This is a genomic window from Halonatronum saccharophilum DSM 13868, from assembly GCF_000517025.1.
GTDB classification, from domain to species: domain Bacteria; phylum Bacillota; class Halanaerobiia; order Halobacteroidales; family Halobacteroidaceae; genus Halonatronum; species Halonatronum saccharophilum.
The window spans coordinates 62,252-77,309 of the sequence record NZ_KI912096.1; the positions used below are offsets into that span (position 1 = coordinate 62,252).

Sequence of the window (15,058 nt, forward strand, 5' to 3'; positions counted from 1 at the left end):
ATACAGGGTATGGGTGTACTATGCCTAATTTTAGGCAATTAACTGGGTGATTTTTGTTTAAATTTTTTCTTGACATATTACCCTACCACTTAGTAGTTATATATTAAAGTTTGCTTTAATTGTAATTATATATAATTACAATTAACAAGATTTTCTATTCTTGAGCTAGCATTTAGAGGGGGGAATCTTTTGGTATTTTGAAGGTCTTTTAACTTAGATGCTTAAACTATATATTAAGATAATGATAATTATAATTCCAGAAGGAGTGATCAGATGTTATATAGTGTAATTATAAGGTTTGAAGTTAAGAAGGAAGGAAGCATTAAGTATTATCCAGGAGAGGCCCTTCATGGGATGTTCTTTAATATCCTAGCCCAGGTAGATGAGCAGAAGGCAACCTTGCTCCATGATGAGTATGATACCAAGGCCTTTACAGTCTCACCTATATTGCCTTATCCAAGATTCAAGAAGGGGAGGAGGGTGCTAGAGGGTGGTAAAGAGTACTTCTTTAGGATTACCTTCTTAGAGGATGAATGGTACCTGCTTTTCATCGACCACTTCCTCTATAATGGATCCAAGCTTTCGCTACAAGGGGTAGAGATAGAGGTAATAGAGGTGCTGACCACCTCTAATGATGATAAGAGGTGCAATGCAATAGAGTATAAAGAGCTAAGGGAGAGGAGTAGTAGCAATAGGAGGATAGACCTACAATTCCATTCGACTACCACCTTTAGAGTTGGAGATAAGCACATTATCTTCCCTATGCCCGAATACCTCTTTTATAACCTACTAAAGAAGTGGGAGGAGTTTAGTAGTATAGAACTATCATTGGAGCTAGAAGACTTTGAGAAGGTTTATGCTTCTAGGTACAAATTAGAATCTACTATGGAGACCTTTAAGAGGTATAGAATCAAAGGATTTAGAGGTGAGTGCCAATACGAGATAGATCTTTGCCTGTCTAAGGATAAGGTAAGGGATATAAATTTATTGGTTGATTTCGCCTTTTATTGTGGTGTTGGTTATAAATCTACTATGGGCTTGGGGCAGGTTGCGAGGAAGAGCGGTTGAGAGTTGAAAGTTGATAATTGAGAGTTGAAAGATTAAGAGCAAAGGCGTTTACGCTGACTAAGTTCTGATAAGAGCTGACAAGTTCCCGACAAGAGCATAAAGAATAAAAAACAAAAAAGGTCTAGTCAGATTTTAGTCATCTTTTGTCTAGGACCTTGTCTGAGCTAATGCCTTTAATCTTTTAATCCCCTGTTGATTCCAGACTCCTAATTCCCGATTCCAAAAAAATCTTGCATTCCACCCATAAATGGTGTATAATGTTAATAGTGTCAAAAGAAGCACCGCCTTATCAGTAATGGTTCCTATCTCCGACCTCTAAAGTAGCAAAAAAGAGGGGGGGTTCGCGCAAATGGATCATAAGGGAGATAGAGTGAGTATTAGTGAGGATGATAAAGCTAATCAGATCCAGATTTTCGCACTTTTTCTGAGATTTTCAGAGAAAATAGTTCAAAAAGTGGGGGTCCGCGCAAATGCCATTTTGAGCCCAGTAGTTATAAGGGTTCGCGAGGGATGCTCTAACAATAATCATAATTCCGCTTAAGGAATTGACACAATGTAGCAGTTGAGGATAATAGTTTATCTCTGTCGCCTAACAATAATCATAATTCCGCTTAAGGAATTGACACAAGATCAAACATTCCACATACCTTTTCGGCCAACTGTCCAGCTAACAATAATCATAATTCCGCTTAAGGAATTGACACTGTACCCAAGGGGTTCCATCTCCTACAGGCTCACCATCTCTAACAATAATCATAATTCCGCTTAAGGAATTGACACAGCAACTGCTTTCAGCCAAGCAATTGTTTCGCCTTTGGCTAACAATAATCATAATTCCGCTTAAGGAATGAAGAGCAAGGGATAAGGGATAGTTAAAAATTCAAAATCAAAAGCCAAACACCATCACAAAGTAGCACTTGTGATGGTGTTTGGCTTTTTGTAATTAGGTAGTTAGGTGGGTAGGTGTTTGGGAAGTTCTTAACCCATCAACCTAAGGAGTTAAAAATTTAACTCCTTAGGTCTTTAATCAGATATAATCGGCTTTTATTCTCTCTTATCCGTGCCTGACCTTTAATCTTTTAGTCTCTCACTGATTCCAGACTCCTGACTCCCGATTCCAAAGAAATCCTTATCCAGCTAACAATAATCATAATTCTGCTTAAGGAATGAAGAGCAAGGGGTAAGGGATAGAGGATAAGGGATAGTTAAAAATTTAAAATCAAAAGCCAAACACCATCACAAAGTAGCACTTGTGGTGTTATTTGCTTTTTAGTTAATATATAAGTTGAGAAGTTGATATCTTTATAAATATCTAAAGGTGTCTATCTCATTTGAAATATCAAAGATATAAATAAGGCTAATTTAATCTCAAATAATCGGGAATGATAATGATATCAAATAGCTAAAGGGGGACTCTAATGGAGCGAATATATATTACAAAACGGGGAACAAAGATATCTAAGAGGGGAAAGAGGATTATAGTAAAGGAGGAAGGAAAGAAGATAGCCGATATTCCTTTAATCAATGTAGATCAAGTAGTTGCTTTAGGGAGTGTAGGTATAACAGGTGCAACTATACAGCTTCTCCTGAAGGAAGGAATACCAATTACATACCTATCTTACTATGGGAGGTTTAAAGGGCGCTTGGTTCCAGAGTATTCTAAGAATTCTATATTCCGACTTAGGCAGTTTAGTGCCTACAATGATGAGAAGGTTTCTCTAAGACTTACTAAGGCCTTTGTAAGGGGTAAACTGAAGAATATGAGAACTGTATTAATGAGAGATAAGAATGGAAAAGGAGAAGCGGGTATAAAAGAGGGGTGCAGTAGAATAAAGGGGTTTATAAAAAGCTTGGATGAGGTAGATGATATAGAGAAAATTAGAGGGTATGAGGGTATAGGGGCCAAGGTCTACTTTGAAAACTTTAAGTATCTCTTAAAGGATGGTTTTGAATTTGCTGGTAGGAATCGAAGGCCACCAAAGGATCCAGTCAACTCTCTATTGAGCTTTGGGTATAGCCTCTTGTTAAATGATGTTATAACCGCCTTATACCTATCAAGTTTTGATCCTTATATAGGCTTCTTCCACTCTATAAAGCATGGCAGACCTTCCTTAGCCTTAGACCTGATGGAGGAGTTCAGACAGCCAGTAGTCGATAGGCTGGTCAAAGCTCTTTTAAATAAGGGAATGTTGACTTTAGAGGACTTTAGAATAAAGGAAGAAGGAGTACTCTTAACAGAAGAAGGGCGTAAACTATTCTTAACTGAATATGAGAAGAAGTTGGAATCTCTTATCGCTCACCCTAGTTATCAAGAGAGTATTAGTTGGAGAAGGTGTATAGAGGAACAGTCTAGGCTGTTGCGCAAAAGTATTGAAAAAGGTGAAGATTATATAGCTATGGGGGTTAGATAATGGTTAATTTGGTGATATCCTATGATATATCTGATGATAAGAGGAGAAATAGAGTCTTTAAGACTTTAAAGGATTATGGTCAGAGGGTACAGTATAGTGTTTTTAGGTGTGATATTGATAAGGAGATTTATTTAGATCTTAGAGATAAGTTGGAGGGTGTTATTAAGAAAGGGGAAGATTCTATACACTTCTACTCTCTATGTGCCGACTGTTGGGATAAGTCTTATATCTTAGGTGAAAAGGACAAAACTAATATTGAGGATAGGGTTATTATTATATAGCTTAGTTTAAAACCTTAATGTCTTAAACTAAGGTTCTAAGTTGATAGTTCACAATTATAATTTAGATAGTAAAACAAAGAAGGCAGTTTATTCAGATGAATTGCTGTTTTTTTACTTTTTTTGCAGGAGATTATCAACTTTTGAATAAAGTATTTATTGGTATATCTTTCTAATTATATAATTATTTAAAATATATGATGGAGGTGGAGCCATGGAGAAAGTAGGGGGTAAGAGCTCCAAGAAGATAGAGTCTAAGCTTGAAAGGTTAATTGATAAAGGGGTTAAGGTTGAAGATTTATATGAGAGTTTAGACCTGGATAAGGAGTCTTTTATAAAATTTTTAGAAGAGAAATTCTATGAAGAGAGGATATATATTTATGAGGATGGTTTAGAAGAAGGGATGAGAAGGGCCAACAAAACTTTACAAATGTTCTTAAAGGCCACAGAAGGTGATAAGGGCTACGTAAGAAGACGAGCCAACCTTATGGGTCAGATGGGTGATTTGATTTATTTCACGACTTCACATAAACAAGGGCTCAAAGGAGAAAAGGAGGCGATCTCCTGGTTAGAGAAAGCACTAGATGAAGATAGGGAGAACTACTTTGCTAAGGGGAGGCTAAAGGATTTAAAAAGGAGCCTACTCTTGAGGCAGCAGATAGATAAGTTTAACCATGATGCATCCTCTAAGATATCCTTCTTAAGGGATAAGGTAAGAGGGATGATTAAGGAGGAAGAAAATAAACGTATAGAAGATGATTTGTTAGAGGTCTATGAGCAGATAGAGGTCATAGAAGGGATCTTTAGGTTGACAAAAGGGGAAGGTCCAAAGTTTGAAATAGTGAATATAGAAGAACTTTTGAAGAATTTAGTATTATCCTTTCCAGAGCTTGATGAGAAGGCATTATATATTAAAGGGGAATCCAGAGATATAGAGGTTGATAGGAGTTATCTAATTATTGCTCTAAGAAATTTAATTAAAAATGCTTTGGATGCTTATCGAAGCCGAGGGATAGAGATCTCTGATAGGCCAATAATTTTGACATTCAACTATGATAGGCTCACATTTAAGGTGAAGGATAAGGCAGGGGGGATTGAGGAGAAGCTCAAGGACAAGGATAGACTCTTCTCACCCTATGTTAGCTCTAAGGGCTCCTATCAGAATGTGGGTCTAGGGCTAGCTTTAGTAAAGGAGGCGGTCCAACTTCAAGGAGGAAGTATAGATTATTCTAATAAAGATGGTGGAGCAGAGTTTATTATAAAATTAGAGGAGGGTGAATTTTAGTGAAAAGAGAAGATTTTAAGATTCTTTTTATGGATGATGAGATAGATATAACTGGACAAGCAAAGCTTGGTTACCAAAACTTAATAGATAGTGGGTATCAAGTAGATAAGTCTGATAAGATATCTGAGGTTATAGATGGCTTTGATGATAACTTTTATCATCTTTATATCTTGGATATAGATATGCAGAAGGTGGATGATGTAATTAAAGGTACCGGAATGACTGTAGGTGAGACTCTAAAGCGCTTAAGTTCAATCTCTGAGATATTGATCTTTAGTGCCTTAGGTAATGTAGAGGACTGGTTTGAAGCAGCTAACTACGGCTTTAGGGGTTATGTACATAAGCAAGAAGGTATAGAGAGACTCTTAGAGAAGATCGATGAGTTTAGGCAGAACTATCAATTAGATGATACTTTCTCTTTAAGGATAGATAAGCCCAAAGAGGATAAGGCCCTACTTTATTATAAGGGTGGCGATAAAGTCTTAGAAAAAGATAGAATAGTAGATCTTTTAAAGACTAAGGGTATAAAGGAAGTTGATAAGGTCAGCAAGTTAAGTAAAGCACTAGAGAAAGTAAAGAAGGAAGATTATAAGATTATACTATTTTTTGCAGATACCTTCCCAAATAGGGGGAGAGTATATGAGCCATTAATGGAGGTGGCTAAGCTATCGCCATCCCCACATATTATAATAGGCGTTTATGGTGATGAAAGAAGTAGAAATGATATTATTCCCCTCGTTAATTTAAGGCCCTTTAGATTATTAAATTTAGGATGGGCTAACTTAATGACACGTCTAGAAGAAGGGGTAGAGGATGCCTTGACTTGGTATGGAAGAAGAGAGATACTAGATCTTCCAGAAAAGGAAGGAGCAATATCTAAAGGCTTGGATAGTAGAGATTTTAAAGGATTAATAGAAGAGTCGGGTATTTTATTAGAGGAAGAGGGTGATGGTAATGAGTAAGGAGAAGATATTTATACCTGATACCAATGTACTGTTATTTTTAACATCATTTTATCTTGATGATGCCCCGGATAATTGGCAGAATGCTAAGGCAAAGAAGTTTTATAATAAGGCTAAGGATAGAATCTATATCCTTGATCTAGTTTGGGCTGAGTTTTTAGGTATCTTCCTCCATAAATCAATTAATTTTTCTCGCTATGATCTCTGGTATAGAAATAGAAGATCATTGATTGAGAAGTTGTTTAGTGAATTTATAAGGGAAGGGGTTAATTATATAAGTATTAATGATGGTGATAGCTATAAAGATTTATTTGAGATATCCCGTTCTTTTACTAATGGTCTTCATATTAAAGGTATAGCTAAAAAGATTAATGAAGATAGTGTTAGTAAACTGCAAAAAAAGATAAAAAAAGCAAAGAGATGGGGAGATAGAAATAAGGTCTGGTCGCTCCAAGATACGGTAAAGAGAATAAAAAGTGATGGAAAGATATTTGATGGTATAGATTCTGCTTTAGCAGTCTATGCTTATTTGGTCTCCAAGGACAATCCTAAAAAAGAGGTTATATTAGTAACTGCCGATAAAAGCTTAGAGGTAGGGATTAATTACTGTAATAAGATTGAATATTCTTTTGCTAAAGAAGAGAAGTGGGATATAAAAGCAGTTGGCCTTTATAATGCAATTGAGTATTGTTAAATTTAGTGTCTTATTTAGATAGGATATATAGGCTTAATCTGTAAAAGGGGGAGAGCAATGATAGTTAGTATTGACTGGGATAGGGGTAGTGATTTTAAAGATAAAGCTAGGCAATCCTTTGCCCATGAAGATTATCTAAGTACAGTCAAAGTTCTAGAAGAGTATTTAGATAGGTACTTAGATGAAGTGGAGGGGCTATTTACTAAAGAAAGGGAGGTTATAACCTCTTTAATTGTTTCTAGCATATCGCCTTCTAATCTAAAGCAGCTAAGATTATCATCTAAGAGAAGAGATCTAGTCTTTCAAAGTTTCTGTCAAGAGTATCTTAATGCTTATCTCAGTAGTTTGGAGGGTTATCTGCGGGATAAGGTGGATATTTTAGATATGCTAATGGTCTCTTATTATAATCTAATTAAGGAAGGTGTCTATGATTTAAATAAAGTCGGAAGTTTTGAGATTTATAGAAGTGAGTACTTTGAGATTGCTAGGTGGTTTAAGGAAGAAGGTAAATTAAAGAGCTGGAGTGAGGCAAAGCTTGAGAATCTGATTCGTTATAATATAGAAATCATATTTAAGAAATTTACAGAAGTTAGGTGCCAATCCCTTAAGCAGATGGAGGTTCAAATTAAAGGAAAATTAAGGGGGCTTCTCTCTAGTTTTCTCTCTACCTTCACCCCAACTTTCTCTGAATATCTCTTTATTAAGCAGGTACTAGTGAATATATATGATGAACGCCAGAATTTTAGGAGAAAGGGGTGGGATAGGTATCAGAATATAAGAAATACAGAGTGGCTTATAGATATATTCTTGGAATTTACTCAAGGTAATGAGGAGTATAGAGATGTAAGGGGAGATCTAATGAATTTGATGGCCGATATAACTTACTTTTTCAGTGAAAATCAAGGTGATAGAGGAAGAAGAGAGAGAAGGGCAATCAAATGGTTAGAGAGAAGTTTAGAGGAATTTTCTGATAATCGCTTTACTGAAAGCAGGATCAAAGAGTTAAGAAGGAATATAACTACAAGAGATCAGATCAATAAGTTTAGACATGATACTATAAATAAGATCCACTTTCTGCGTGAGAACCTAAGCCTTCTCCTAGCAGAAGGTAGGTCTCAAGAAGAGATGAAAACTGATATAAAAAAACTTATCCAAGAGGTAGAGGATATAGACCTTCTCTTTAGAGTTACAAAAAGGGAAAGCCCTAAATTTGAAGTATTTAGCCCAGAAGAGATAATAAAAGAGATAGAAGCAAATCTTCCTTCTAAGCCTAAACTTTCTCTAACCTTTAAGGGGGAAGAGAGGGAGATTGAAGGTGATAGGGGCTACTTTAAGATAATCTTGGAGAACTTAATTGAAAATAGTCTTGAAGCTTATAAAAGGATTGGGGTTGGTCCAGAAGCTTCTCAGGTCATAGTCGAGGTAGACCCTCAAAGTATGGAGTGGAAAGTTATAGATAATGCAGGAGGTATTCCAGAAGAATTTCAAGAAGGTAATAAATTATTTGAGCCTTATATAAGCTCTAAAGGAGTTTGCCAAGATGTAGGCTTGGGGTTGGCCCAGGTATCTGCCGCCGTTGAGGTACAAGGTGGAGAGATAGATTATAGTAGTGATTCTAAAGGTACCGAGTTTAGAATTAAGATCCCTTTAGAGGAGTATTAGATAAAATAAAGCGAAATAAATATAGAAGTTATAGATTATGTAATTAAAGTACTCATTATAGCAATAATAATAGTAGCAAAGGGTTAAAAACTAGAAGGGGTGTGGTGGGTAGTTATGAAAGATTACCTATTCTTATTGGGCGGTAAGGACTTAGAGATGGTAGAGATAAGGAAGATTCTCGAGAATGAAGGGTTAAATTTTATAGATAAGGACTTAAGCTGGGGAGCAAAGCTTAGCCATTATAAGGAAGAGATAGGAGAGATAACTGAAGATAAAACCATTGTTGGAATTGAGCTTTTAAAGGATATGGAGGTGGGTCAGGAATATATAGAGGTAGACCATCATAACCAGAGTACAGATAAGCCTTCATCTATTGAGCAGATAGCAAAACTCTTAGATATAGACCTTAATAGGTTTCAGAGGCTGGTAGCAGCTAATGATAAGGGGTATATAGATGCAATGAAGGATCTTGAAGCAACTAAAGAGGAGATAGAAGAGGTAAGGCTTAGAGATAGAAGGGCTCAAGGGGTGAGTCGAGAGGATGAGAGGTTGGCCCGAGAGTCTATAGAAGATAACAAGAAGATCTATGGAGATCTAGTAGTCGTTAAGGCCAAGACCGACAAGTTCTCTCCAATAGCAGATAGGCTCTATCCAACTGAGAAGCTATTGATCTATACCGATAAGGAGTTGACCTACTATGGTGTGGGAGCAAGGGAGTTAGGTGAGCGATATATGAAGGAGTATGGAGAGGAAAAGGTCTACTATGGAGGGGGTGATGATGGATACTTTGGCTTTGGCAAAGGGGCTTTTAGTAGTGAGAAGATAGAAAAGAGGGTAGAGGAGGTAATCGAATTTGGAGGATAATAAGCTAAATAGTTATCACATCTTTATGTTCCCTTTTAAATGGGACTATAAGGCAGAGGATAAAGCTTTAAATGAGATAAGCTTTGAGAAGAGAACGAGTGTAGAGAAGGTACAAGAGATCTTAGAAGAGGGTGAATGGGAAGAGGGAGAATTTGATGTAAATAAAGAGGATAGAAATTATAATGAATATGTCTACTTCCATGAGCATGTCAGAAGGGTAGTCTACAATAATAAGGATAATAGGGTTACGAAGTACTTTTACTATGAGGGTGGCGAGAATGGTAAGTATAATATTACTATTAAAAAAGGCGATAGGTGCATAAAAAGTAATTTAGATAGTATAGATGAGGAAAACAAATTAATTTTTGGCTATGATCACCTTTATTTATATAAAAAGAATAACAAAAAAGAACTTTGCATATTTGATGGTCTAATGGCTGAAGAGATTGATGAAGAAGTTTTAAATGATTATGAAAAAATTGAGTTAAAGGATGTAAAGATATCTATAGAGGATGAAAAAAAATTAATACTAGAAAAAGATAGCGAAGTAATAGTTAGAACTGATAATATCAAGGAAAAACTATATTATAGTTTAGAATTGGATGGGGTAGCATTAAGGCTTTATGATACTGGTATAGGGGTCTTATCTTACCATCTAAAAAACAGTAGGTATAGCAAAAAAGAGGATATCTTGAAGATAAATGAATATGGTAGGAGGATATATCCTCAATACTTACCTATTAATAAAGTAAAAAATTCTTTTCTGGCAGACAGGTTAGAGCTAAAGATGGATAAGAAGGATCCTATCTGTGAAGATTTTGAGGGGGGTTGCGGTCCTTCTGATGATTATGAACTTGGGAGATTATCTAAAACGGTTATGGACCTACTTGGAGACAAATTTAGAGAGAAAGATTTTATAGGTAAAAGTGTGAAAAAAGGTGAGGTTGTTATCTGTCCAGTGATTGATGATAGAATGTTTACTATCTCTTGGTATCTAAATGATGAAATAGCTAATGAATTAAAGCGTTCTGGTTATAGAGGAGAATACAAGTACTTGAAAGATGATTTTTGGCATAGATATACATTTGTAGATGGTGGGGATAAGAGCTGCCACCATCGAGATATGTTCAAGGACTTTAATAGAGATATAACTTACGAAAGATGGGTGGATTATGGTAGCTTTTTTGGTATAACTAGATACTCTTTTGTTTTTTTAGGGTACGAATCTGACTTTAATAATGATGTTATATTAACGCATATAAGGACAATGTACTATCAATTGGTAGTTCTAGCCTTAGTGCAGAGGGCATCTATATTAAGGTTCTCTGAAGAGGTCTTTAATATTTCTGAATTGGAAGAGAAGAAAAATATCTACAATCTGGTTGATAGGATTAGGGAGTTGCACAAGCATTATATACAATTTATAAATAAGATCTACTTTAGGGATATTACAGCCCAAGAGCAGGGGGCTGAACTTTATAACAAGTTATTGCAAGCAATGGATACCGAAAGGGAAATAAAAGATTTGGACAATGAGATAGATGAATTGCATAAGTATGCTACTCTTATAGAAGAGAATGAAAGAAATAAGAGGTTAAATTGGTTAACAATAATAGGAGCTTTATTTGTAATACCTTCTTTCTTCACAGGATTTTTTGGAATGAATATAGTCGATATAAATAATGAGTTATTTACATCGGATGGTCCTTTGACATTAGGTAGGGTTTTGTCAGCGCCTTCATTTTGGGATTGGGCATTCACATATCTAGTATTACCAGCAACTCTTATTGGATTTTTTATTTGGAGATTAAAGGACTGGTTATATAACTTTTATAGATCTAAGAAAAAGGTAGGAAATGTATTGTTCTATCTATTAATATTTATAAGTTTTTTAGTATCATTAGTTGGAATTGAAACTCTGTTTTCCTTCATAAATAAATTCATCAAATGGATATTAAGGAGTTGATTAAATGCCAAGGTTGAATGTTAAGTTAAAGCAACACACCCCTATGATCCATTTTCAAGCTGAACAGAAGGGTGCTACTTTAAGAGCTACTGAGTTAAAACCTAAGTTGGACAAGTTTCTGATTGATAAGATGAGTGCTAATGGGTCTGATAGTTATAAGAAATATTTAATTGGTTATAAAGAAGGTAATAAAAATGATGGTTCTTCTGATATTATGTCATTAAACTATAAAGTTAGAGTTCTGAATCCTATATCTTGGACGAGAGAGAAGATTGATGATAAATATCCTTTGTTTTTTGCTAACATGGGTGAGGGTAAGGATAAAGAGTTTACCTTCTGTAAAGAGTTAACGTTAGAGTTTTTTAGTTTAAAAAGTGATTTAATAGAGAATATAAGAGATAATTTAGCCCAATTTTTAATGTATAATAATTTTGGGACTAGACAGTCAAAGGGGTTTGGTTCTTTTTATATTGATCCATCAGATGATTTATACGAGGAGAAGAAACTAAGGTATCAATTTGATGTTTCCGTAGGTAAAGGTCTGGATGAACTTGACTCATCTAGGAAAGTTTTTGAAGAAATAGAGGTGTTCTATAATTCGATGAGAAAAGGTCTTAATTATAATAAGTTTGATCCTATGATAAAGAAGTATTGTGATTTTAAAAAGATAAAGTGGGATAAACAAGTTATAAAAGAGAGGTATTTTAATGAAAAGAAGAAGCATGGTTATAATGAAGAAAATCTATTAATGAAAGATCTTTTTGGGTTATCGGTCGAAGAAAAGTGGATTAATCAAAAACCAAGGGGAAAGATTAGTAAAGAAGATGTTAATGAGAATGTTACAAGGTTTAAATCCCCTATATTATTTAAGCCGATTAAGTTATCTGCAAAAAAATATAGAGTCTATTTTGAGGCTTTTGAGATTAATAAGGGTTTCTTAGGTACAGAGTTTAAGATTAAAAATTGGGGGAAAGGCGATTTGAGATTAAAGATACCTGAAGAATTTGATTTCAATGATTTTTTCGATTATATCTTTAATAATGATATTAATTATGGGGACGCAACTGGGGTTTATAAAAAAATCAAGGATAATTATAAAATAGGTGATAATAATGGATAAAAAGTATATTGGAGTTACCATTGGGCCAATAATTAAGACGTTAAACAATTCTAAAAAGACAGGCCAACTTTGGGGTGGTAGTTACATTTTTTCTTATCTGATGAAGAATATCATTTCGATGGTTAAAGACAAGGGGTTAGCTAAGAATATCATATTACCTTATGCAGAAAAGGATGAGGTATTTAATGAAAAGTTAGGCGTTGGACGACTTCCAGATAGGTTCATATTTGAGGCAGAAGATAATGCATTTGAAGATATGGGAAAAGTGGTAGAAGGGGTCTTAAATAATTTAGCAGAAGAGATTAGCGAAGAAATTTCTAAAGATAAAGAGAAGGTTAAGACCTTCTTAGATGAGTATATACAGATATACTATTTAGAGAAAGAGCTAGAAGATAGTTCTAATCCTATTTTGGAGTTATCACCCCATTTAGATATCTTGGAATTGAATGAGAAGGTAGTTGCCAAAGAAGAAGAAAATTACTTAATGGAGTTTTTGAAAAATAAAACTGTAAAGAAGAGTTTTCTAGTAAAAGATGCTTTTAAAAAAAATGAAGTTAAAACTCTTAATTTCAAGAAAGATAAAGAGACTGGCGAACTAAAAGCATATAATAAATCTGAGATGAATATAAAGTCAATACCCGAGATTGCAGTATCAGGAACTGAACTGGATGAAGAGGATATAGCTAAGGTAGCTTATAAAGCTCAAAAAGAAGATAAAGATTTTTATAAAGTATTGAAGAGGGAATATCCAAAGATAAAGTTGAATAAATATCACAAATATATAGCAATTGTACAAGCAGATGGCGATAATATAGGGAAGGTAATTAAGAATATAGATAAACTTTATGGAGATGAAGATCTTAATCAAATGAGCCAATATGAATTCTTCTCAAAAAAACTCTTCGATTATGCTAAAGATGCAGTTAAGATTATAAAAAGCTATGGTGGTTTTCCCATCTATGCAGGGGGAGATGATCTACTATTCTTTGCTCCTATAGTAGGAAAGAAGTCGAATATCTTTGAAATGTTGGATAGCATATCTGATGAATTTAACTCTAAATTTCAAGTAGAGATTCAAAGTGATACTTTGAAGAAGAAGCCGTCTCTATCCTTTGGCTTGTCTATCTCTTATTATAAATATCCATTATATGAAGCATTAAATAGTGCATTAGGGCTTTTATTTGGTGAAGCAAAGAGTTTTAAGTCTAAAGATAAAGGAAAGGATGCAATTGCTTTTAAAGTTTTAAAGCACAGTGGTCAATACTATGGTGCTACAGTTGGAAAGAGTAGTGACTCATATGATAAGTTCAAAAAGCTATTGAAAAAAAATATAAATGATAACAATTTCTTAAGCTCATTGCAGTATAGAATACAGGAAGATAAGGTATTGATTAGTGAAGCTTTAAATAGAGAAGGTGGAAATTTAACTGCTTACTTTGACAATAACTTCGATGAAGATGCTCACGAGGAAGCAGGAGAGTTTTTAGAGGGTGTAAAGGAATTAATTGAAGTAACTTATGAGGAAGTAATCACTAATGAAGATAATAATAAAAGCAAACAAGATGGAGATGAAAAGAAGAAAATTGATACTACCTTCATTGATATAGTTCATTCTTATTTGAGGTTTATTAAGTTTTTAAATGTAGAGGAGGGGGAAAATGCCTAAATATATGATAAGGTTAAAGCCACTTGGAGAGTTCTTCTTTGGTGGTGAAGAGGGATTTGAGGACAAAAAATGGGGAAGATCTGAAGATAATCAAACTAATATAATCAAGTCTAGGCGTTTCCCACAGCAGACTGCTCTTTTAGGGATGCTTAGAAAAGAGGTTCTTATACAGGATGATGAGTTTGAATTGAAAGCTTCTTTCAATTATAAAGACAAAGAATGTAAAAGGATGAAAAGTTTAATAGGTAAAGGAAGTTTTAATATAGAGAATAGTAAGCAATCTTTTGGATTGATAAATAGTATTTCACCGTTATTACTCACAAAAAAAATTGATGAACGCCATTTTTATATGCCAACGCCACGAGACCATAGTAAAAAGGGTCATGGTGAGAAGAAAGAAAAAATGAATACCTCATATTCTCCCTTTGAAAGGGAAGAAGGTGAGACAATTAGAACCAATTTTGGTGAAATAAAAGCCTTTAAAAAAGGTAGTTTTGATGCTAAAGAAGGTTTGAGTGACTCTTTTATAGATTTAACTGATAAAAAGAAGATTATAAAGTCTGAGAAGAGTGGTAGCGATGAAGGTATCTTCATTAATTTTGAAAGGGTAGGTATTGAAAAGAAGGGTGAAAAAGATGCATTCTATAAGCAAAGTTTCTATAAATTGAATAAAGGTTTCGAATTTGTCTTCTTTGCCGATGTTGATACTCCTTTAAAGTCTAGCATAGTAGAGTTAGGTAAGGGGAGGTCAACCTTTAAGATGGAGGTTGAAGAGATTGATATAAGTTACAAAGACATTGTTGGAGGATTGAATAATGAAAGTGATAAAATTATCTTAACAAGTGATGCTTATATTGAAGAAGATATAGATAAGGTGATAGACTTCTCAATTAAAGGAAGTATATCCTTTAGAAATATAAAGACTGATAAGAGGCTTATTAGGTCAAAGAAGAAGTATAACTTTTGGCAACGAGGGTCGGTAATCTACTTAAAAGATGAAAAAAAAGAAGATGTAATTGAAAAGATTAGAAAGGAAAATTTAAACAAGATAGGCTATAATAAATTTGTATAGGAGGAGATAT

At 34.4% G+C, this 15,058-nt stretch carries 12 protein-coding genes and 1 CRISPR repeat array; all 12 genes read left to right on the top strand.

Annotated features, from left to right (window positions below):
- Nucleotides 1-273 precede the first annotated feature (273 nt).
- The 12 genes from cas6 (at nt 274) to HALSAC_RS0110635 (ending at nt 15,048) form a co-directional block, all read left to right on the top strand.
- The gene (gene cas6, locus HALSAC_RS0110575) at nt 274-1,068 is read left to right on the top strand and encodes a CRISPR-associated endoribonuclease Cas6 (protein ID WP_027340237.1); all 795 of its coding nucleotides are present in this window, start codon (nt 274-276) and stop codon (nt 1,066-1,068) included.
- A gap of 515 nt (nt 1,069-1,583) precedes the next feature.
- Nucleotides 1,584-1,923: direct repeats of the CRISPR family, unit length 37 nt; unit sequence CTAACAATAATCATAATTCCGCTTAAGGAATTGACAC.
- 563 nt (nt 1,924-2,486) lie between these two features.
- Nucleotides 2,487-3,479, top strand: a complete 993-nt coding sequence (gene cas1, locus HALSAC_RS0110585; protein WP_027340239.1) for a CRISPR-associated endonuclease Cas1 — start codon at nt 2,487-2,489, stop codon at nt 3,477-3,479.
- On the top strand, nt 3,479-3,760 hold the full coding sequence (gene cas2, locus HALSAC_RS0110590; RefSeq protein ID WP_035571779.1) for a CRISPR-associated endonuclease Cas2: 282 nt from the start codon (nt 3,479-3,481) through the stop codon (nt 3,758-3,760). Before cas1 ends, cas2 begins: the two co-directional genes overlap by 1 nt.
- Nucleotides 3,761-3,971: 211 nt before the next feature.
- The gene (locus HALSAC_RS0110595; RefSeq protein WP_027340241.1) at nt 3,972-5,042 is read left to right on the top strand and encodes a sensor histidine kinase; all 1,071 of its coding nucleotides are present in this window, start codon (nt 3,972-3,974) and stop codon (nt 5,040-5,042) included.
- A complete protein-coding gene (locus tag HALSAC_RS0110600) occupies nt 5,042-6,004 on the top strand; it encodes a response regulator (RefSeq protein ID WP_027340242.1) in 963 nt (320 codons plus the stop codon). The genes HALSAC_RS0110595 and HALSAC_RS0110600 overlap by 1 nt, the downstream gene beginning before the upstream one ends.
- Complete coding sequence (locus HALSAC_RS0110605; RefSeq protein WP_027340243.1) at nt 5,997-6,698, top strand: hypothetical protein; 702 nt, start codon at nt 5,997-5,999, stop codon at nt 6,696-6,698. Before HALSAC_RS0110600 ends, HALSAC_RS0110605 begins: the two co-directional genes overlap by 8 nt.
- A 57-nt stretch (nt 6,699-6,755) precedes the next feature.
- The gene (locus HALSAC_RS0110610) at nt 6,756-8,360 is read left to right on the top strand and encodes a sensor histidine kinase (RefSeq protein WP_027340244.1); all 1,605 of its coding nucleotides are present in this window, start codon (nt 6,756-6,758) and stop codon (nt 8,358-8,360) included.
- A 114-nt stretch (nt 8,361-8,474) separates the two neighbouring features.
- Nucleotides 8,475-9,224, top strand: coding sequence for a hypothetical protein (locus HALSAC_RS0110615; protein ID WP_035571781.1), 750 nt, complete (start codon nt 8,475-8,477; stop codon nt 9,222-9,224).
- The gene (locus HALSAC_RS0110620; RefSeq protein WP_027340246.1) at nt 9,214-11,190 is read left to right on the top strand and encodes a CorA family divalent cation transporter; all 1,977 of its coding nucleotides are present in this window, start codon (nt 9,214-9,216) and stop codon (nt 11,188-11,190) included. Before HALSAC_RS0110615 ends, HALSAC_RS0110620 begins: the two co-directional genes overlap by 11 nt.
- Before the next feature lie 4 nt (nt 11,191-11,194).
- On the top strand, nt 11,195-12,310 hold the full coding sequence (locus HALSAC_RS0110625) for a hypothetical protein (protein WP_027340247.1): 1,116 nt from the start codon (nt 11,195-11,197) through the stop codon (nt 12,308-12,310).
- Nucleotides 12,303-13,976, top strand: coding sequence for a type III-B CRISPR-associated protein Cas10/Cmr2 (cas10, locus tag HALSAC_RS0110630; protein WP_027340248.1), 1,674 nt, complete (start codon nt 12,303-12,305; stop codon nt 13,974-13,976). The genes HALSAC_RS0110625 and cas10 overlap by 8 nt, the downstream gene beginning before the upstream one ends.
- Entirely contained in the window at nt 13,969-15,048 is a 1,080-nt protein-coding gene (locus HALSAC_RS0110635) for a type III-B CRISPR module-associated Cmr3 family protein (protein ID WP_027340249.1), read from the top strand. The genes cas10 and HALSAC_RS0110635 overlap by 8 nt, the downstream gene beginning before the upstream one ends.
- Nucleotides 15,049-15,058 lie beyond the last annotated feature (10 nt).